A 21273-nucleotide genomic window follows, 5' to 3' on the forward strand; every position below is an offset into this window, starting at 1 on the left:
AATGAGTACATCTATACATGCAACAACAATATTTGCAGTACAACATAATGGACATGCAGCAATGGCTGGAGATGGTCAAGTTACTCTAGGTGAACAAGTCATCATGAAACAAACAGCGAGAAAAGTGAGACGTTTATATAATGATAAAGTATTAGCTGGTTTTGCTGGAAGTGTAGCAGATGCGTTCACTCTATTTGAAAAATTCGAAACAAAATTACAACAATTTAGTGGGAATTTAGAAAGAGCTGCAGTGGAATTAGCACAAGAGTGGAGAGGCGATAAACAATTACGTCAGCTAGAAGCTATGTTGATTGTAATGGATGAAACATCAATCTTAGTAGTTAGCGGTACAGGAGAAGTAATCGCACCAGATGATAATTTGATTGCAATTGGATCAGGTGGTAACTATGCGTTAAGTGCAGGTAGAGCGCTAAAACGTAATGCAACACATTTGTCTGCGAGCGAAATGGCTTATGAAAGTTTGAAAGTTGCTTCAGATATTTGTGTATTTACAAATGACCAAATTATAGTTGAGAATTTATAGCTGAGTAAATAAATTAATGAAAATGTCTAAATTTAGAATTAATTGGCAATAGTAAACATGTATAAATTATAAGTTGTTTTAAAGCACAAAATTAATGGAGGTAACGTATCATATGGAGACAAATGGAATAAAATTAACACCTAGAGATATTGTATCAAAACTTAATGAATATATTGTTGGTCAAGACGATGCTAAACGTAAGGTTGCAATTGCATTAAGAAATAGATATAGAAGAAGTCTATTAACTGAAGAAGAAAAACAAGAGGTCGCACCTAAAAATATTTTGATGATTGGACCTACGGGTGTAGGTAAAACGGAAATTGCAAGACGTATGGCTAGAGTAGTTGGCGCTCCATTTATTAAAGTTGAAGCAACTAAATTTACAGAAGTAGGTTATGTTGGACGTGATGTAGAAAGCATGGTTAGAGACCTTGTAGATGTTGCTGTTAGACTTGTAAAAGATCAAAAAAAGGCATTGGTACAAGATGAAGCCCAAGATAAAGCGAATGAAAAGTTAGTGAAATTGTTAGTACCTAGTATGAAGAAAAAAGCTAATAACAATACGAACAGTAATAACCCATTTGAATCTTTATTTGGTGGTTCAATCCCTAATTTTGGTCAAAATAATGATGACGAAGAAGAAACACCTACTGATGAAGTGAAAACGAAACGTTCAGAAATTAAGCAACAATTATTAAATGGTCAATTAGAAGATGAGAAGGTACGCTTAAAAGTTGAACAAGATCCAGCTGCTATGGGCATGCTAGGTACGAACCAAAACCAACAAATGCAAGACATGATGAACCAATTAATGCCTAAGAAAAAAGTTGAAAGAGAAGTTCCAGTTAAAACTGCACGTAAGATATTAACTGATGAATTTGCTGATGAATTGATTGATCAAGAAACAGCTAACCAAGAAGCTATTGAATTAGCTGAACAAATGGGCATTATATTTATTGATGAAATAGATAAGGTTGCGACAAATAATCAAAATTCAGGGCAAGATGTATCTCGCCAAGGTGTTCAAAGAGATATATTACCAATTCTTGAAGGTAGCATGGTTCAAACAAAGTATGGTACTGTTAACACTGAACATATGCTATTTATTGGTGCTGGAGCATTCCACGTGTCTAAACCAAGTGATTTAATTCCAGAGTTGCAAGGCCGTTTTCCAATTCGCGTTGAACTAGAAAGTCTTTCAGTTGAAGATTTTGTTCGAATCTTGACGGAACCTAAATTATCACTTATCAAACAGTATGAAGCGTTACTACAAACAGAACAAGTAACGGTTAAATTTACAGATGAAGCAATTAAACGATTAGCAGAAATTGCATTCCAAGTAAACCAAGATACTGATAACATTGGTGCACGTCGATTGCATACTATACTTGAAAAAATGCTAGAAGATTTATCATTCGAAGCACCAAGTATGCCCGATGCGGTTGTAGATATTACACCACAATATGTTGATGATAAGTTGAAATCAATTTCAACAAACAAAGATTTAAGTGCATTTATTTTATAATATAAATATAAAGGAGTAGGAATATGAGCTTATTATCAAAAACGAGAGAATTAAATACACTTTTGCAAAAGCATAAAGGTATTGCGGTAGATTTTAAAGATGTAGCACAAACGATAAGTAGTGTGACAGTAACAAATGTTTTTATAGTTTCAAGAAAAGGTAAAATTTTAGGTTCGAATTTAAATGAATTATTAAAAAATGAACGTATCATCGAAATGTTAGAAAATAGACATATCCCTGTAGAATATACAGATCAATTGATGGATGTGAAAGAAACACAATCCAATATTGGTATTGATAATGTACTAACTGTTTTCCCACCTGAAAATAATGATTTATTCGGTGATAGCAGAACAACAATTTTCCCAATTTTAGGTGGTGGCGAAAGACTTGGTACATTAGTTCTAGGACGTGTGACAGAAGATTTTTCTGAAAACGACTTGGTATTAGGTGAATACGCAGCTACAGTTATCGGTATGGAAATATTACGTGAAAAACATAATGAAGTAGAACAAGAGGCAAGAGATAAAGCAGCTATTAGTATGGCGATCAACTCATTATCATATTCTGAAAGTGAAGCGATTGAACATATATTTGAAGAACTAGGTGGTAAAGAAGGCTTACTAATCGCTTCAAAAGTTGCAGATAGAGTCGGCATTACACGTTCAGTTATTGTAAATGCCTTGCGTAAACTAGAAAGTGCGGGTGTAATCGAATCTCGTTCATTAGGTATGAAGGGTACATTTATTAAAGTTAAAAAAGACAAGTTCTTAGATGAACTAGAAAGAATCAAATAAAATTTTATTGCGTAACGACTTAATTGAGAACGACTAATAGATGGGCTTAGTCGTTCTTTATAATGTGTAAATTAATGGACAAAAACTATTGATTTGCATAGGTAAATATGATATATTTATTGACGGCTATGAAGCCAATACACACACAGAAAGTTAAAGTATAAAGGGTGCGATATTTAATTGTCGTGTTTATATGAGCTTTTTGTGGAGGTAATAAACCAATAGGAGGAATTTTATTATGGCAGTAATTTCAATGAAACAATTGCTAGAAGCAGGTGTTCACTTCGGTCACCAAACACGCCGTTGGAACCCAAAAATGAAAAGATACATTTTCACTGAGAGAAACGGTATTTACATTATCGATTTACAAAAAACAGTGAAAAAAGTAGAAGAAGCTTATAACTTCATTAAACAAGTATCAGAAGATGGCGGAAAAGTTTTATTCGTTGGTACGAAAAAACAAGCACAAGATTCAGTTAAAGCTGAAGCAGAACGTGCTGGTCAATTCTATGTAAACCAAAGATGGTTAGGTGGAATCTTAACTAACTATAAAACAATTTCTAAACGTATTAAACGTATCTCTGAAATTGAAAAAATGGAAGAAGATGGCTTATTCGAAGTATTACCTAAAAAAGAAGTTGTAGAACTTAAAAAAGAATATGACCGTTTAATTAAATTCTTAGGCGGAATTCGTGATATGAAATCTATGCCTCAAGCATTGTTCGTTGTTGACCCTCGTAAAGAGCGCAACGCAATTGCTGAAGCACGTAAATTACACATCCCAATCGTTGGTATTGTAGATACTAACTGTGATCCAGATGAAATTGATTACGTTATCCCTGCAAACGATGATGCTATCCGTGCCGTTAAATTATTAACTGGTAAAATGGCAGATGCAATCTTAGAAGGTCAACAAGGTGTATCAAATGAAGAAGTAGCAGCTGAACAAAATATTGATTTAGATGAATCAAAAGAAGCTACTGAAACAGAAACAACTGAAGAAAACACTTCTGTTGAATCAAACTAAGAATAATGTAAAATGGGTGATAAGATATTGAAGCTTATCACCTTTTTTTAAAATAAATAAAATAAAATTCATTAAATAATGGAGGAATTTGAAATGGCAATTTCAGCTAAACTTGTAAAAGAATTACGTGAAAAAACTGGCGCTGGTATGATGGACTGTAAAAAAGCGTTAACAGAAACTGATGGTGACATCGATAAAGCGGTAGACTTCCTACGTGAAAAAGGTATCGCTAAAGCTGCTAAAAAATCTGACCGTATTGCGGCAGAAGGTTTAGTACACGTTGAAGAAAGAGGAAACGAAGCAGCAATTGTTGAAATCAATTCTGAAACTGACTTCGTTGCTCGTAATGAAGGTTTCCAACAATTAGTGAAAGAAATTGCTATCCAAGTATTAGATACTAAAGCAGAAACAGTTGAAGCACTTTTAGAAACTAACTTACCAGATGGTAAATCAGTTGACCAACGTGTTAAAGAAGCTATCTCAACTATCGGTGAAAAATTAAGTATCCGTCGTTTTGCTGTTAGAACTAAAACAGACAACGATTCGTTCGGTGCTTATTTACACATGGGTGGACGTATTGGTGTATTAACTGTAGTTGAAGGTTCTACTGATGCTGAAGCAGCTAAAGATGTTGCAATGCACATTGCTGCAATCAACCCTAAATATGTTTCATCTGAACAAGTAAGCGAAGATGAAATCGCTCATGAAAGAGATGTTTTAAAACAACAAGCTCTAAATGAAGGTAAACCAGAAAATATCGTTGAAAAAATGGTTGAAGGTCGTTTACGTAAATATCTACAAGAAATTTGTGCAGTTGACCAAAACTTTGTAAAAGATCCTGATCAAACAGTTGAAGCTTTCTTAAAATCTAAAGGTGGTAAACTAGTTGACTTCGTACGTTATGAAGTAGGCGAAGGCATGGAAAAACGTGAAGAAAACTTTGCTGACGAAGTTAAAGGACAAATGAAATAATTTTTCATAAGTTAAAACAAGGAAGAAGACACCTTTTGTGCTCCGTATGAAAGATTCACTTTTGTATTGGAAGACCTATTGTGTCTTCTTTACTTGTATAATTTACATATTTTTACAATAGAGAGGATAAGACAATGGCTCAAACTTCTAAATACGAACGTGTTGTATTAAAATTAAGTGGCGAAGCACTCGCAGGTGACGATGGATTTGGAATTAACCCAATTATAATCAAAAGTATTGCAGAACAAGTAGCTGAAGTAGCTAAATTGGACTGTGAAATTGCAGTTATCGTTGGTGGCGGTAATATTTGGAGAGGTAAAACTGGTAGCGATTTAGGCATGGATCGTGGTACAGCAGACTACATGGGTATGTTAGCTACAGTAATGAATGCATTAGCATTACAAGATAGCCTCGAACAATTAGAATGTGATACACGTGTTTTAACTTCAATAGAAATGAAACAAGTTGCAGAACCTTATATTCGTCGTCGTGCAATCAGACATTTAGAAAAAAATCGTGTGGTCATCTTTGCAGCCGGTATAGGTAACCCTTACTTCTCTACTGACACAACTGCAGCATTGCGTGCAGCTGAAGTTGAAGCTGATGTTATCTTAATGGGCAAAAATAATGTCGACGGTGTTTATTCTGCTGATCCGAAAGTAGATCCAAATGCAATCAAATATGAGCACCTAACGCATATCCAAATGTTACAAGAAGGTTTACAAGTTATGGATTCAACAGCTTCATCATTCTGCATGGATAATAATATTCCATTAAATGTATTTTCAATAACTGAAGAAGGTAATATTAAACGCGCTGTCATGGGTGAAAAAATAGGAACATTGATTACAAAATAATTAGAGGTGTATGACTATGAGTGACATTATTAATGAAACGAAATCAAAAATGCAAAAATCAATAGACAATCTTTCAAGAGAATTAGCTAATATCAGTGCTGGTAGAGCGAATTCAAACTTATTAAATGGTGTAAATGTTGATTATTACGGTGCGCCAACACCAGTTCAACAACTTGCTAGTATTAGTGTGCCAGAAGCACGTTTATTAGTCATTTCTCCATATGATAAATCATCAGTTGGCAATATTGAAAAAGCAATCAATGCAGCTAACTTAGGTGTTAATCCTTCAAGTGATGGAGAAGTTATCCGTATCAGTGTACCAGCATTAACTGAAGAACGTCGTAAAGAGCTTGTTAAAGATGTTAAAAAAATTGGCGAAGACGCTAAAGTTGCAGTAAGAAATGTGCGTCGTGACTCAAACGATGAGCTTAAAAAACAACAAAAAAATTCTGACATCACTGAAGATGATTTAAGAACACAAACAGATGATGTACAAAAATTAACTGACGATTCAATTAAAGAAGTTGAAAAATTGTTAGAAGAAAAAGAACAAGATATTATGTCAGTATAAACATGGTAATGATGATAATGGCTTCAATCATTAAGGCGATATAATTGAACTTATATTGTTGCTGATTAAGAGGCTAATCATATTCTTATCTGAACTGTATCAAATCAGACTTTGGTACAGTTTTTTTATTTGTTTATTCAATGCAACAATCTAGTATGATAAAATGGTAGATAATTGCATATAGAACCTATTATAATAAACATAGATGATCACGCTCGGAGGAAATACCATGTTTAAAAAGTTAATTAAAAAAAATAAAAATCAGCCAATCCAATCAGAGTTTGGCTTGGACTTACATAACATACCTGAACATGTTGCTATAATCATGGACGGTAATGGTCGCTGGGCAAAACAAAGAAAATTGCCTAGAATTAAAGGTCACTATCAAGGTATGCAAACAGTTAAAAAAATCACAAAAGTTGCTAGTGATATTGGAATTAAATATTTAACATTGTATGCATTTTCTACAGAAAATTGGACTAGACCTGAAAATGAAGTCAATTATATCATGAACTTGCCAGTTAACTTTTTAAAAACATTTCTACCAGAGTTGATAGAAAATAATGTAAAAGTCGAGACAATTGGTTTTATGGAATATTTGCCATCATCTACACTCAAAGCAATCGCTAAAGCCAAAGAAGATACTAAAGATAATACAGGTTTAAAATTAATCTTCGCGATTAATTATGGTGGTCGTGCTGAAATATTAAACAGTGTGAAAACAATCTATGATGAACTAACTGCTAAAGGATTAACTAGTGATGACATTACAGAACAGATGATTGATGATCATTTGATGACACATGCATATCCTGACCCAGATCTTTTGATAAGAACATCAGGTGAACAAAGAATAAGCAATTTCCTTATTTGGCAAGTATCTTACAGTGAATTTATTTTCAATGAAAAGCTATGGCCAGATTTCGATAAAGAAGAATTAATAAATTGTATTAAAATTTATCAATCAAGGCAGCGCCGATTTGGTGGATTATAAATAGTTAGGAGAATAGTATGAAAGTTAGAACTTTAACGGCAATTATAGCACTTATCGTTTTCCTCCCAGTTTTACTTAAGGGTGGCCTTATTCTAATGCTATTTTCATATTTATTGGCATTCATCGCTTTAAAAGAATTGCTTAATATGAATATGATTAAGTTCTTATCAATACCAGGGATAATTAGTGCATTAGGTATTTTAATCATTATGTTACCTCAAGACGCGGGGAGCTGGGTTAACGACCTTCAATTAAAATCGTTAATAGCAATGAGTTTTATTTTATTAAGTTATACAGTACTTTCTAAAAATAGATTCAGCTTTATGGATGCGGCATTTTGTCTAATGTCCATCGCATATGTAGGTATCGGATTTATGTATTTATATGAAACACGCTCAGAGGGTTTACATTACATATTATTTGCGTTTTTAGTGGTTTGGTTAACTGATACAGGTGCGTATATTTTTGGTAGATTGATGGGTAAACACAAATTATGGCCAGTCATTAGCCCTAACAAAACTGTTGAAGGCTTTGTAGGTGGTTTGATTTGTAGTTTAATCGTACCGCTAGTAATGATGATCTTTGTAGATTTCAATATCTCACTATGGTTATTGCTAATCATTACGATTATTTTAAGCATGTTTGGTCAATTGGGTGACTTAGTAGAGTCAGGGTTCAAGCGTCACTTTGGCGTAAAAGATTCTGGAAGAATTTTACCAGGTCACGGTGGCATTTTAGATCGTTTTGATAGTTTTATGTTTGTCTTACCATTATTAAATATTTTATTAATTCAAATATAATACATTTACGATATGACTTTTATAATTTTATAAAAATGCGAAAGGAGTTAATGGATTGAAATAACTGGTTATTTAATAACAGTTAATGATATTCTTAACTCCTTTTGACAAGGTCGAAAGATTTCACAATGCTAAATTAAATTTTCAATATTTATAAGTTAGCATGTTGATAACTGTTGAATAAAAATGATTAGAGTTACGTGTATGACAAAGTATAGTTGTGGTATACTTTTATAACTTAAAGTTGGTAGTATACATTACTGACACATTGCATGTTATCCAACATGCAGTTAATTTATTAAGAAAATATGAGGTGTATCAAATTGAGTTTTCTAGTAACAATTATTTCTTTTATCATTGTTTTTGGTGTCCTCGTAACCGTACATGAATATGGGCATATGTTTTTTGCTAAACGCGCAGGAATTATGTGTCCAGAATTTGCTATTGGTATGGGACCTAAAATATTTAGTTTTAGAAAAAATGAAACATTATATACGATACGACTATTACCAGTTGGTGGTTATGTGCGTATGGCTGGTGATGGTTTGGAAGAACCGCCGGTACAACCAGGTATGCATGTTAAAATAAAATTGAATGATAAAGATGAAATTACACATATCATTTTGGATGACCAACATAAATTCCAACAAATTGAAGCGATAGAAGTGAAACAATGTGATTTTAAAGATGGCTTGTATATCGAAGGTGTAACGCCTTATGATCAAGAACGTCATAGGTATAATATTGCTAAAAAATCATATTTTGTTGAAAATGGTAGCTTAATTCAAATTGCACCAAAAGATAGACAATTCACGTATAAAAAGCCTTATCAAAAGTTTTTAACATTATTTGCTGGACCACTATTTAACTTCTTACTTACATTGGTATTATTTATCGGTCTTGCGTATTATCAAGGTACACCGACAAATGGCATTGATGAAGTCATGAAAGATTCACCGGCACAACAAGCTGGTCTTAAATCTGGTGATAAAATTGTTAAATTAGATGATAAAAAAATTAAAAATAAAGGCGATATAGATAGTGTTGTAAAAAATATTAAAGATAATAAGACAGAAGTTACGGTTGAACGTGATGGAAAAACACATACGATGGATATCAAGCCTAAAAAAGTAGAACAAAAAGTAACGAAAACTAATACACAAACTAGATATTTATTAGGCTATAGTGCAAGTACCGAACATACAATATTTAAACCAATTGCAGCTGGTGTTGAACGATCACTAGAGGCGGGTAAATTAATATTTACAGCTATTGTAAGTATGATTGCCAGCATATTTACTGGTCATTTTTCTTTCGATATGCTAAACGGACCAGTTGGTATATATCACACTGTGGATTCAGTAGTTAAAACAGGTATCATTAATTTAATTTCTTGGACGGCACTATTAAGTGTTAATCTAGGCTTAATGAACTTGTTACCAATACCTGCACTAGACGGTGGCCGTATTTTATTCGTCATATATGAAGCGATATTTAGAAAACCGGTTAATAAGAAAGCCGAAACAACAATTATTGCGATTGGTGCTGTTTTTGTACTTATTATAATGGTCTTAGTGACATGGAACGATATTCAACGTTATTTCTTATAAAAGGGAGAGAGGTAGTTAAATGAAACAATCAAAGGTATTTATTCCAACAATGAAAGAAGTACCAGCAGGAGCAGAAGCACTGAGCCATCGTTTATTACTGAAAGCTGGTTTAATTAAACAAAGTACAAGTGGGATCTATAGTTATTTACCTTTAGCTGCACGCGTACTGAATAATATTGAAGCAATTGTGCGTGAAGAAATGGAACGCATAGATGCGGTTGAAATCTTAATGCCTGCATTACAACAAGCAGAATTATGGGAAGAGTCAGGTCGCTGGAGTGCTTACGGTCCAGAACTGATGCGTTTACAAGATCGTAACGGACGTGAATTTGCATTAGGACCAACACATGAGGAAGTTGTAACGTCCATCGTTAGAGATGAATTGAAGTCATACAAACAATTACCACTTACGTTATTCCAAATACAATCTAAATACAGAGATGAAAAGCGTCCACGCTTCGGTTTGTTACGTGGTAGAGAATTTATCATGAAAGATGCTTATTCGTTCCATGCGGATGAGGACTCTCTAGATGCATCTTATCAAGACATGTATAACGCATACGGTCGCATATTTAAACGTGTTGGTATTAATGCGCGACCAGTTGTTGCAGATTCAGGAGCAATTGGTGGCAGTCACACACATGAATTTATGGCACTAAGTGAAATCGGCGAAGATACGATTGTGTATAGTGAACAGAGTGACTATGCTGCAAATATTGAAAAAGCGGAAGTAGTCTATCAAGCCAATGAAAAACATGAAGATTTACAACCATTAACAAAAATAGAAACACCAAATATTCATACTGCGCAAGAACTGGCTACATTCTTAGACAAACCCTTAGACGAAATTACTAAATCTATGGTATTTAAAATAGATGGAGAATTTATTATGGTCTTAGTTCGTGGTCACCATGAATTGAATGATATTAAGTTAAAAGCATACTTTGGTACGGATAATATTGAATTAGCTTCTGAAGACGAAATTGTTAATCTTTTAGGTGCAAAACCTGGCTCGCTAGGTCCAGTTTTTGATAAAGAGATTAAAGTCTATGCCGATAATTTCATTCAAGATTTAAATAATATTGTCGTTGGTGCAAACGAAGATGGCTATCATTTATTAAATGCTAATATTGGTCGTGATTTCGAAGTTGATGCTTTCGGAGACTTTAGATTTATATTAGAAGGTGAACCATTATCAGATGGCTCCGGACCAGCTCGCTTTGCAGAGGGCATTGAAGTTGGACAGGTATTTAAATTAGGAACGAAATACTCTGAATCAATGAATGCAACATTTTTAGATAATCAAGGTAAAGCACAGCCACTATTAATGGGTTGTTATGGAATTGGCGTATCAAGAACATTAAGTGCGATTGTTGAACAAAACAATGATGAAAATGGCATCATTTGGCCAAAATCTGTAACACCATTTGATTTACACTTAATTACGATTAATCCTAAAAAAGATGATCAACGTGAATTAGCAGATCAATTATATACCCAGTTAAAAGAAAACTACGATGTTTTATATGACGATCGTAAAGAACGTGCAGGTGTTAAATTTAATGATGCTGATTTAATTGGATTGCCAGTGCGTGTGGTTGTTGGTAAAAATGCAGCAGAGGGTATAGTAGAAGTGAAACGTCGTGATACAGGTGAAAGTGAAGAGGTCTATGTGGATAATTTAATTAATTATGTAAACACATTGTATTCTAATATCTAATTTTAGAGCAGGAACTAGGATAATTTGTTATAATATACAAAGTAAACTGTGCGTTAAAAAGTATAAATATGGGAGATAGGTAGAAACCGAATTTTTCAAAAGGTTTCATTGTCCCAGCTTGACAATTATGACTAGGGTAGATGATTACTTGAATTGAAGCTCATGTATAAGAGTGAGACTTTACATCTACTGCCAATTGACTAAAAAGTCTGAGACATCTATTTGTGTCTCAGACTCTTTTGTTATTCATGTAAAGTAATATCATAGTGCGACAAGTTGAACTAATAGAAATTTTTAGATATTCCGTTATAGTATAGAACATGTAAATTCATACATACACCGTCATAAAATATAAGTATCTATATATAAGAAAAGTAGTGTAATTAATAGTAAGGTGGTTATCGTCATGGCAATGACAAATGAGGAAAAATTTAAAATACTAGCTGACCAAATCAAAATTGCTGAGCATTTAGATTCAGAAATATTGGAAAATAGTGAATTAACACGTGTTGATGTCAAAACATCAGATCGAACTTGGGTATTTCAAATTACATTCCCACATTTTCTAACAATTGAAAATTATTTGCTTTTTAAAGGTGCAATCATTGAAGAATTTAGAACGATTGCAGATGTAAAATGTAATTTCACGGTAAAAGATAAAACAAATCAAGATGAATTTGCAATAAAATATTTTAGCCACTGTATTGATCAAACAAAATTATCACCCAAAGTAAAAGGACAATTAAAACAAAAACGCTTAATTATGTCAGGTGATGTATTAAAAGTCATGTGCCAAAACGATGTTGAACGAGATCACTTTGATAAAGCGTGTAATGGTAGTTTGATTGCAGCATACCAACAGTGTGGGTTTAATATAAGTAAAGTCGTTTTCGAAACAGATAGTGCAGTTAACGATGGGGATTTAGCGTCATTAGAAGCACATATTCAAGAAGAAGATGAGAAAAGTGCGCGTGAAGCAACAGAAAAATTAGAGAAAATGAAGGCTGAAAAAGCAAAACAACAGGACAATAACGAAAGTGATGTTTCAAAATGTCAAATTGGTAAACCAATCCAAGTTGAAAATGTACGTCAAATTGACTCAATTATCGAAGAAGAATTTAAAGCTGCTGTAGAAGGTGTTATTTTCGATATCAATTTAAAAGAATTGAAGAGTGGGCGTCATATTGTAGAATTAAAAGTAACAGATTATACAGATTCTCTTGTCCTGAAAATGTTCACACGTAAAAATAAAGATGATTTAGCGCATTTTAAAGCTTTAAGTGTAGGTAAATGGGTTCGTGCACAAGGGCGTATTGAGGAAGATACATTTGTACGTGACCTAGTTATGATGATGTCAGATATCGAAGAAATAAAAAAAGCTACAAAACAAGATAAAGCTGAAGACAAACGTGTTGAATTCCATTTACATACGTCAATGAGTCAAATGGATGGTATTCCAAACATATCAGATTATGTAGATCAAGCTGCGAAATGGGGACATAAAGCCATTGCGGTAACAGACCATAATGTTGTGCAAGCATTCCCAGATGCACATAGTGCTGCCGAAAAAAAAGGAATTAAAATGATTTATGGCATGGAAGGTATGCTGGTAGATGATGGTGTACCAATCGCATATAAACCAAAAGATTGTGACCTAAAAACAGCTACTTATGTAGTATTTGACGTTGAGACAACGGGACTTTCAAATCAATACGATAAAATTATTGAACTTGCAGCTGTTAAAGTAAAAGATGGCGAAATTATTGATAAATTTGAACGATTCAGTAATCCTCATGAACGATTGTCAGAAACAATTAAAAACTTAACGCATATTTCAGATGACATGTTAGTAGATGCCCCTGAAATAGAAGAAGTGCTCACTGAGTTTAAATCATGGGTAGGCGACGCCATTTTTGTAGCGCATAATGCATCATTTGATATGGGTTTCATCGATACAGGCTATGAACACGTTGGCATTGGTGCTTCCACGAACGGTGTCATTGATACATTAGAATTATCTAGAACAATTAATACAGAATATGGTAAGCATGGCTTAAATTTCTTAGCTAAAAAATACGGAGTTGAATTAACGCAACACCATAGAGCGATATATGATACAGAAGCAACGGCCTATATGTTCATAAAAATGCTTAAGCAACTAGAAGCGCTTGGTGTTCACAACCATCAAGATATCAATACGTCATTGTCAAATGAAGATGCGTATAAGCGTGCACGACCAAATCATGTAACACTCATTGTGCAGAACCAAGATGGTTTGAAAAATCTATTTAAAATTGTGAGTGCTTCTCTTGTTCAATATTATTACCGTACACCAAGAATTCCACGTTCCTTGTTGGATGAGTATAGAGAAGGAATACTTGTAGGCTCTGCGTGTGATGAGGGCGAAGTATTTACAGCAGTTATGCAAAAAGACCAGTCTCAAGTAGAGCGAATTGCCAAATATTACGATTTTATTGAGGTTCAACCGCCAGCACTTTATCAAGATCTAATTGATAGAGAGCTAGTAAGAGATAATGAAACTTTACATGAAATTTATAATCGTTTAATTCGAGCGGGGGATGTAAATAATATTCCAGTGATTGCAACAGGTAATGCACATTATTTAAATGAACATGATGCGATTGCTCGTAAAATATTAATTGCCGCTCAACCGGGTAATCCATTAAATCGCTCTACTTTACCAAAAGCGCATTTTAGAACAACGGATGAAATGTTAGATGAATTACACTTTTTAGGTGAGGAAAAAGCATATGAACTTGTAGTTCAGAATACGAATGATTTAGCAGATAAAATAGAACGTGTCGTACCAATTAAAGATGAACTATTCACACCGAGAATGGAAGGTGCGAATGAAGAAATACGTGAAATGAGTTACGATAATGCAAAAGCACTTTACGGCGATGATTTACCACAGATTGTCATTGATCGTTTAGAGAAAGAATTGGAAAGTATTATAGGTAATGGTTTCTCAGTAATATATTTAATTTCTCAAAGATTAGTTAAAAAATCACTGAATGATGGTTACTTAGTAGGTTCACGTGGTTCTGTTGGTTCGAGCTTTGTGGCAACAATGATTGAAATTACAGAAGTGAATCCCCTACCACCACATTATATTTGTCCAGAGTGTAAGCAAAGTGAGTTCTTTGATGATGGTTCTGTTGGTTCTGGATTCGATTTACCAGACAAGAAATGTGAATCGTGCGGTTGTGATTTGATTAAAGAAGGCCAGGATATTCCATTCGAAACTTTCTTAGGATTTAAAGGGGATAAAGTACCTGATATTGACTTGAACTTTAGTGGTGAATATCAACCTGAAGCGCATAACTATACTAAAGAGCTATTTGGTGAAGATAAAGTATTTCGTGCGGGAACGATCGGTACGGTTGCAGAAAAAACTGCTTTTGGTTTTGTGAAGGGATATTTAAACGATCAAGGTATTCATAAACGAGGAGCAGAAATAGACAGACTTGTAAAAGGTTGTACTGGTGTTAAACGTACGACTGGACAACATCCAGGTGGTATTATTGTTGTTCCCGATTATATGGATATTTACGATTTTACACCTGTTCAATTCCCAGCAGATGATCAAGGTTCTTCTTGGATGACAACGCACTTTGATTTCCATTCCATTCATGATAATGTGTTGAAATTGGATATACTGGGTCACGATGATCCTACTATGATACGTATGTTGCAAGATTTGTCAGGTATTGATCCAAAAACGATTCCAGTAGATGATAAGGAGACGATGGGCATTTTTAGTTCGCCAGAGCCTTTAGGTGTCACTTCCGATGAAATTTTATGTAAAACAGGTACATTTGGTGTACCAGAATTCGGAACTGGATTTGTTAGACAAATGTTAGAAGATACGAAACCAACAACATTTTCTGAATTAGTTAGAATTTCAGGGCTATCTCATGGTACGGATGTATGGTTAGGTAATGCACAGGATTTAATACGCTCTGGTAAATGCGATTTAGCAAGTGTAATTTGTTGTCGTGATGATATCATGGTCTACTTGATGTATAACGGTTTGGAACCTTCATTAGCCTTTAAAACAATGGAATTTGTTCGTAAGGGTAAAGGTTTAACTGATGATATGGTAGAAGCGATGGTTGATAATGAAGTGCCAGATTGGTACTTAGACTCATGTAGAAAGATTAAATACATGTTCCCTAAAGCCCACGCAGCAGCTTATGTACTAATGGCTGTACGTATTGCTTATTTCAAAGTGCACTATCCATTATATTACTATGCTAGTTACTTTACTGTACGTGCTTCAGACTTTGATTTAATCTCAATGATTAAAGATAAAGAAAGTATACGTAACACGGTAAATGATATGTATTCACGTTATATGGATTTAGCAAAAAAAGAAAAAGATACGTTAACGGTGCTTGAGATTATGAACGAGATGGCACAACGTGGCTACCGAATGCAACCAATCAGTTTAGAGAAGAGCAAAGCATTTGAATTCATAATCGAAGGGGATACTTTAATTCCTCCATTTATTGCTGTACCAGGTTTAGGTGAAAATGTTGCACAAAGAATTGTAGAAGCGCGCGATGAAGGGCCTTTCTTATCTAAAGAAGATTTAAATAAAAAAGCTGGTTTATCTCAAAAAGTTATTGAGTATCTAGATGAATTAGGTTCATTACCTAATTTGCCAGATAAAGCACAGCTTTCCATTTTTGATATGTAATCCTTAAATATGATTTACTAGAGACTATTTAGATTTCAATTAAGTGTATTATTTTATAGATTTAGTAAAAGTATAAGAGGTTGATATATTTTACTTGAATTTGACATTAATTAAATATAAGTAAATTTGAGAATAACTTAAGTAAGTTGTCATTGTGCCGTTTAACAAATATAGTTATTTGTATAGAAAATGAACATATGGTATAATAATAGTGCTTAAAAAATTAGACTCAGGCAGAAAGAGTGGGCATAATACCCGCTCTTTTCTATTTGCCAAAAAAGGAGGTCAGCATGAGTAAAATAACTGAGCAAGTTGAGACTATCATTCAACCTGTCCTTAACGACTTAAATTTTGAATTAGTAGAAGTTGAGTTTACCAAAGAAGGAAAAGACCATTTTTTAAGAGTATCTATAGATAAAGAAGGCGGCGTTGATTTAAACGATTGTGCGCTAGCTTCTGAAAAAATCAGCGAAGTCATGGACGCGGAAGATCCTATACAAGAAATGTATTATTTAGATGTCGCGTCACCTGGTGCTGAAAGACCAATTAAAAAAGAAAAAGATTTCCAAAATGCAATAACAAAACCAGTATTTGTTTCTTTATATGCACCAATTGAAGGTTCTAAAGAATGGTTAGGTATTTTACAATCTGTTGATGAAACAAACATTGTTATGGAAGTTAAAGAAAAGGCTAAAACAAAGCAAATTGAAATTCCAAGAAATAAAATCGCAAAAGCACGCCATGCTGTAATGATATAACGTGATGAGGAGGATGATAAGTCGTGTCAAGTAATGAATTATTATTAGCTACTGAGTACTTAGAAAAAGAAAAAAAGATTCCTAGAGAAGTATTGATCGATGCCATTGAAGCAGCTTTAATCACTGCTTATAAAAAGAACTACGATAGCGCGAGAACTGTACGCGTAGAATTAAATATGGATCAAGGTAGTTTCAAAGTAATCGCTCGTAAAGAAGTGGTTGAAGAATCAATGGATGATAGAGAAGAAATTAGTTTAGATACTGCATTAGTAAAAAATCCAGCCTATGAAATTGGTGATATTTACGAAGAAGATGTAACGCCAAGTGACTTTGGTCGTGTAGGTGCGCAAGCAGCGAAACAAGCTGTTATGCAACGTTTACGTGATGCAGAACGCGAAATCCTTTACGATGAATTCATCGATAAAGAAGATGATATTGTAACAGGTTTAATTGATAGAGTAGACCACCGTTATGTATATGTGAATTTAGGGCGTACTGAAGCTGTACTATCTGAAGCTGAAAGAAGCCCAAATGAAAGCTATATTCCGAATGAAAGAATTAGAGTGTACGTAAATAAGGTTGAACAAACTACAAAAGGTCCACAAATTTATGTTTCTAGAAGTCATCCAGGCTTATTAAAACGTTTATTTGAACAAGAAGTGCCTGAAATATTTGATGGTACAGTTATTGTTAAATCTGTTGCACGTGAAGCAGGAGATCGCTCTAAAATCAGTGTGCATTCTGATAACCCTGATATTGATGCAGTTGGCGCATGTGTTGGTGCTAAAGGTGCACGTGTAGAAGCGGTTGTAGAAGAACTTGGTGGCGAAAAAATTGATATTGTTCAATGGAATGAAGATCCTAAGGTATTTGTTAAGAATGCATTAAGCCCTTCACAAGTGCTACAGGTTATCGTGGATGAGCCAAATCAATCAACAGTCGTTGTTGTCCCTGACTATCAATTATCACTAGCAATTGGTAAACGCGGTCAAAACGCGAGATTAGCAGCAAAATTAACTGGTTGGAAGATCGATATTAAATCAGAAACTGATGCGAGAGCAGCAGGCGTTTATCCTGCAGAAGAAGCATTAAATGAAGAAGATGAAATGCAATTAGATGATGTTGTGTCGTCTGAAAATATTGAAGTAGAAGAAGATACTACTGAATCGCAACCAACAGAGACAGTTGAAATAGAAGACGAAGACGCAGAAAAATAAATTGGAGTGGATACTTTATGAAAAAGAAAAAAATTCCAATGCGTAAATGTATACTATCAAATGAAATGCATCCTAAAAATGACATGATTCGAGTTGTAATCAATAAAGATGAGCAAATTTTTGCTGATGCGACAGGTAAACAACAAGGTCGTGGTGCCTACGTATCAAAGGATGTTAAGCTAGTAGAAGAAGCTCAACAAAAAGGTGTTTTAGAAAAGTATTTTAAAGCTGATGCTGATACATTAGAGCCTGTGTATAAAGAAATTATACGTCTTATATACCGTGAAGAGATACCTAAATGACCAAAGAACAAATCGTAAATTTTTTAGGTTTAGCAATGCGTGCTGGAAAAGTAAAAACAGGTGAATCAGTTATTTTAAATGATTTGAAAAAGAACAAACTAAAGCTCGTAATCATTGCAACGGATGCTTCTGATAACACAATTAAAGTGATACAGAACAAATGTGAAAGTTACCATATATCATTACGTATATTTGGAACGAGAGCTGAATTAGGACAAGCTTTGGGTAAAGCAGAACGTGTAAACATTGGAATCACTGATCAAGGCTTTGCTAAAAAGTTATTGTCAATGATTGATGAATATCGTAAGGAGTGACTATATGAGTAAAAAAAGAATTTACGAATACGCAAAAGATTTAAAAATTAAAAGTAAAGAAATTATTGATGAATTGAAAAAAATGGACGTTGAGGTAACGAGTCATATGCAAACGTTAGAAGACGACCAAATTAAAGCTTTAGATAAAATTTACAAACCAGAAAAAGCAGAACAAAGTGAGAAATCACAACAAAAGAATACTCAAAATAAACAACAAACAACTCACAATAAAGGTAACCAATCTAATAAAGGTAACCAAAATAATAAGCCGAATAATAAGAAAAATAATAAAAATAACAAGAACAACAAAAATAATAAAAATAACAAACAACCTAAACAAGAAGAACCAAAAGAAATGCCATCAAAAATTACCTACCAAGATGGCATAACAGTTGGTGAACTTGCTGAAAAATTAAATGTTGATTCTTCAGGTATTATCAAAAAATTATTCTTATTAGGTATCATGGCTAATATCAATCAATCATTAGATGACGAAACATTAGAACTTATTGTAGACGATTATGGTGTTGAAATTGAAAAAGAAATCGTAGTTGATGAAGAAGACTTGGCGATTTATTTTGATGATGAAACAGAAGATGAAAATGCAATAGAACGTCCAGCAGTAGTTACAATCATGGGGCATGTTGACCATGGTAAAACGACGTTATTAGATTCTATTCGTCATACGAAAGTGACAGCTGGAGAAGCTGGTGGTATTACACAACATATCGGTGCTTACCAAATTGAAAATGATGGCAAAAAAATCACTTTCCTTGATACACCTGGTCACGCTGCTTTTACAACAATGCGTGCACGTGGTGCTCAAGTTACCGATATTACTATTTTAGTAGTGGCAGCTGATGATGGGGTAATGCCTCAAACAATTGAAGCAATAAATCATGCCAAAGAGGCTGAAGTGCCAACAATTGTAGCTGTAAACAAAATTGATAAACCTACTTCAAATCCAGACCGTGTGATGCAAGAATTAACTGAATACGGTTTAATTCCAGAAGACTGGGGTGGCGATACAATCTTCGTTCCACTTTCAGCATTAAGTGGCGACGGTATTGAAGATTTATTAGAAATGATTGTATTGACTTCAGAAGTACAAGAATTAAAAGCTAATCCAGAAAAAAATGCTGTAGGTACAGTGATTGAAGCTGAATTAGATAAGTCACGCGGTCCGTCTGCTTCATTATTAGTTCAAAATGGTACACTCAATGTGGGTGATTCACTCGTAGTTGGTAACACGTATGGTAGAATTCGTGCAATGGTTAATGATTTAGGCCAACGTATTAAAACGGCTGGTCCTTCTACACCAGTTGAAATTACTGGTATTAATGATGTGCCACAAGCTGGTGACAGATTTGTTGTATTTAAAGATGAAAAACAAGCAAGACGTATTGGTGAAGCACGCCATGAAGCTAATGTGATGCAACAACGTCAAGAAAGTAAGAGTGTTTCATTAGATAATTTATTTGAACAAATGAAACAAGGTGAAATGAAAGATCTTAATGTCATCATCAAAGGTGACGTTCAAGGTTCAGTTGAAGCACTTGCTGCGTCATTGATGAAAATAGATGTTGAAGGCGTTAATGTGCGTATTATACACACAGCTGTAGGTGCTATAAATGAATCAGACGTTACTTTAGCTAATGCCTCTAACGGTATTATTATCGGTTTCAATGTTCGACCAGATACTGGTGCAAAACGTGCGGCAGATAATGAAGGCGTAGATATGCGTTTACACCGTGTCATTTACAACGTTATAGAAGAAATAGAATCAGCAATGAAAGGTATGCTAGATCCAGAATTTGAAGAACAAGTTATTGGGCAAGCAGAAGTTCGTCAAACTTTCAAAGTTTCTAAAGTCGGTACAATTGCAGGTAGTTATGTTATTGATGGTAAAATCACTCGTAATGCAGGTGTACGTGTCATTAGAGACGGCATTGTACAATTCGAAGGTGAACTAGACACATTGAAGCGTTTTAAAGATGACGCAAAAGAAGTAGCTCAAGGTTACGAATGTGGTATCACAATTGAAAAGTATAATGACCTTAAAGAAGGTGACATCATTGAAGCGTTCGAAATGGTAGAAATTAAAAGATAAAATTTAAATTAAAATAAAGATTCAGGCATATAATCACCTCAGACTAACGATAATCATTTTCTTTATTGAAATCATCATAAGCACGCCAAAAGTGAGATTAAAATCTCATTTTTGGCGTGCTTTTTTATTATCAATGAAGTTTCTGTATAAGGGCGTAAATTGAGTCACCATCAGTCATCATTAGGGACTTTTAGATTTAATTAAGATATGTTTATGAATCGATGAGAGTATATCTGTTAACAACTAAATAGATTATATTTGATAATGATGTAAAGCTTTCGTACTCTGAAGCATCGTATAAAAGAGAGTGTTGATAGTAGATGTGAAAAATATCAGGGATGTTGATTTTACGTATTATGTTGTTATATAATATATATTCCAAAATTCGATGGCTTATCAGTGATTCGAATTTTAAGTATACGTCGTTTATAG

General features: G+C 34.0%; 17 protein-coding genes. All 17 read left to right on the plus strand.

Going from position 1 to position 21273, the window contains the following annotated elements; genetic code table 11:
- The first annotated feature begins 1 nt into the window (after position 1).
- The 17 genes from hslV to infB all read left to right on the plus strand — a co-directional run bounded on the left by hslV (position 2) and on the right by infB (position 20841).
- Positions 2-544: an ATP-dependent protease subunit HslV gene (gene hslV, locus ACM595_RS01695; RefSeq protein ID WP_041080451.1), complete on the plus strand. Its 543-nt coding sequence runs from the start codon at positions 2-4 to the stop codon at positions 542-544.
- A 112-nt stretch (positions 545-656) separates the two neighbouring features.
- On the plus strand, positions 657-2069 hold the full coding sequence (hslU, locus tag ACM595_RS01700; protein ID WP_115338566.1) for an ATP-dependent protease ATPase subunit HslU: 1413 nt from the start codon (positions 657-659) through the stop codon (positions 2067-2069).
- Between the two features lie 23 nt (positions 2070-2092).
- Positions 2093-2866, plus strand: coding sequence for a GTP-sensing pleiotropic transcriptional regulator CodY (gene codY / locus ACM595_RS01705; protein ID WP_115338565.1), 774 nt, complete (start codon positions 2093-2095; stop codon positions 2864-2866).
- 238 nt (positions 2867-3104) lie between these two features.
- Positions 3105-3893 carry a 30S ribosomal protein S2 gene (rpsB, locus tag ACM595_RS01710; RefSeq protein ID WP_194375940.1) on the plus strand — a complete coding sequence of 263 codons (789 nt, stop codon included), beginning with the start codon at positions 3105-3107 and terminating at the stop codon, positions 3891-3893.
- Positions 3894-3986: 93 nt separating this feature from the next.
- Complete coding sequence (gene tsf, locus ACM595_RS01715; RefSeq protein ID WP_037538543.1) at positions 3987-4865, plus strand: translation elongation factor Ts; 879 nt, start codon at positions 3987-3989, stop codon at positions 4863-4865.
- Positions 4866-4999: 134 nt separating this feature from the next.
- Positions 5000-5722: a UMP kinase gene (gene pyrH / locus ACM595_RS01720; protein WP_002483465.1), complete on the plus strand. Its 723-nt coding sequence runs from the start codon at positions 5000-5002 to the stop codon at positions 5720-5722.
- Positions 5723-5738: 16 nt separating this feature from the next.
- The gene (gene frr, locus ACM595_RS01725; RefSeq protein WP_002483464.1) at positions 5739-6293 is read left to right on the plus strand and encodes a ribosome recycling factor; all 555 of its coding nucleotides are present in this window, start codon (positions 5739-5741) and stop codon (positions 6291-6293) included.
- 229 nt (positions 6294-6522) lie between these two features.
- The gene (locus ACM595_RS01730; RefSeq protein ID WP_011303261.1) at positions 6523-7287 is read left to right on the plus strand and encodes an isoprenyl transferase; all 765 of its coding nucleotides are present in this window, start codon (positions 6523-6525) and stop codon (positions 7285-7287) included.
- Between the two features lie 17 nt (positions 7288-7304).
- Positions 7305-8087: a phosphatidate cytidylyltransferase gene (locus ACM595_RS01735; RefSeq protein ID WP_419744423.1), complete on the plus strand. Its 783-nt coding sequence runs from the start codon at positions 7305-7307 to the stop codon at positions 8085-8087.
- Between the two features lie 323 nt (positions 8088-8410).
- Entirely contained in the window at positions 8411-9697 is a 1287-nt protein-coding gene (gene rseP, locus ACM595_RS01740; RefSeq protein WP_115347413.1) for an RIP metalloprotease RseP, read from the plus strand.
- Between the two features lie 19 nt (positions 9698-9716).
- Positions 9717-11417, plus strand: coding sequence for a proline--tRNA ligase (locus ACM595_RS01745; RefSeq protein WP_002483460.1), 1701 nt, complete (start codon positions 9717-9719; stop codon positions 11415-11417).
- A 406-nt stretch (positions 11418-11823) separates the two neighbouring features.
- Complete coding sequence (locus ACM595_RS01750) at positions 11824-16140, plus strand: PolC-type DNA polymerase III (protein WP_419744424.1); 4317 nt, start codon at positions 11824-11826, stop codon at positions 16138-16140.
- A 290-nt stretch (positions 16141-16430) separates the two neighbouring features.
- A complete protein-coding gene (rimP, locus tag ACM595_RS01755) occupies positions 16431-16898 on the plus strand; it encodes a ribosome maturation factor RimP (RefSeq protein ID WP_002483458.1) in 468 nt (155 codons plus the stop codon).
- A 23-nt stretch (positions 16899-16921) separates the two neighbouring features.
- On the plus strand, positions 16922-18115 hold the full coding sequence (gene nusA, locus ACM595_RS01760; RefSeq protein WP_002483457.1) for a transcription termination factor NusA: 1194 nt from the start codon (positions 16922-16924) through the stop codon (positions 18113-18115).
- 17 nt (positions 18116-18132) lie between these two features.
- Positions 18133-18417 carry an RNase P modulator RnpM gene (gene rnpM, locus ACM595_RS01765; protein WP_002483456.1) on the plus strand — a complete coding sequence of 95 codons (285 nt, stop codon included), beginning with the start codon at positions 18133-18135 and terminating at the stop codon, positions 18415-18417.
- Positions 18414-18731 carry a L7Ae/L30e/S12e/Gadd45 family ribosomal protein gene (locus tag ACM595_RS01770; protein WP_002483455.1) on the plus strand — a complete coding sequence of 106 codons (318 nt, stop codon included), beginning with the start codon at positions 18414-18416 and terminating at the stop codon, positions 18729-18731. Before rnpM ends, ACM595_RS01770 begins: the two co-directional genes overlap by 4 nt.
- 4 nt (positions 18732-18735) lie before the next feature.
- Positions 18736-20841: a translation initiation factor IF-2 gene (gene infB / locus ACM595_RS01775; RefSeq protein WP_069825856.1), complete on the plus strand. Its 2106-nt coding sequence runs from the start codon at positions 18736-18738 to the stop codon at positions 20839-20841.
- Positions 20842-21273 lie beyond the last annotated feature (432 nt).

It is taken from the genome of Staphylococcus sp. LKG3-1, assembly GCF_048568385.1.
GTDB lineage: Bacteria > Bacillota > Bacilli > Staphylococcales > Staphylococcaceae > Staphylococcus > Staphylococcus saprophyticus.

Excerpts from the sequence above, each read along its gene's own strand:
- hslV (WP_041080451.1), top strand. The coding sequence starts at position 2 with ATGAGTACATCTATACATGCAACAACAATATTTGCAGTACAACATAAT.
- hslU (WP_115338566.1), top strand. The coding sequence starts at position 657 with ATGGAGACAAATGGAATAAAATTAACACCTAGAGATATTGTATCAAAA.
- codY (WP_115338565.1), top strand. The coding sequence starts at position 2,093 with ATGAGCTTATTATCAAAAACGAGAGAATTAAATACACTTTTGCAAAAG.
- rpsB (WP_194375940.1), top strand. The coding sequence starts at position 3,105 with ATGGCAGTAATTTCAATGAAACAATTGCTAGAAGCAGGTGTTCACTTC.
- tsf (WP_037538543.1), top strand. The coding sequence starts at position 3,987 with ATGGCAATTTCAGCTAAACTTGTAAAAGAATTACGTGAAAAAACTGGC.
- pyrH (WP_002483465.1), top strand. The coding sequence starts at position 5,000 with ATGGCTCAAACTTCTAAATACGAACGTGTTGTATTAAAATTAAGTGGC.
- frr (WP_002483464.1), top strand. The coding sequence starts at position 5,739 with ATGAGTGACATTATTAATGAAACGAAATCAAAAATGCAAAAATCAATA.
- ACM595_RS01730 (WP_011303261.1), top strand. The coding sequence starts at position 6,523 with ATGTTTAAAAAGTTAATTAAAAAAAATAAAAATCAGCCAATCCAATCA.
- ACM595_RS01735 (WP_419744423.1), top strand. The coding sequence starts at position 7,305 with ATGAAAGTTAGAACTTTAACGGCAATTATAGCACTTATCGTTTTCCTC.
- ACM595_RS01745 (WP_002483460.1), top strand. The coding sequence starts at position 9,717 with ATGAAACAATCAAAGGTATTTATTCCAACAATGAAAGAAGTACCAGCA.
- ACM595_RS01750 (WP_419744424.1), top strand. The coding sequence starts at position 11,824 with ATGGCAATGACAAATGAGGAAAAATTTAAAATACTAGCTGACCAAATC.
- rimP (WP_002483458.1), top strand. The coding sequence starts at position 16,431 with ATGAGTAAAATAACTGAGCAAGTTGAGACTATCATTCAACCTGTCCTT.
- rnpM (WP_002483456.1), top strand. The coding sequence starts at position 18,133 with ATGAAAAAGAAAAAAATTCCAATGCGTAAATGTATACTATCAAATGAA.
- ACM595_RS01770 (WP_002483455.1), top strand. The coding sequence starts at position 18,414 with ATGACCAAAGAACAAATCGTAAATTTTTTAGGTTTAGCAATGCGTGCT.
- infB (WP_069825856.1), top strand. The coding sequence starts at position 18,736 with ATGAGTAAAAAAAGAATTTACGAATACGCAAAAGATTTAAAAATTAAA.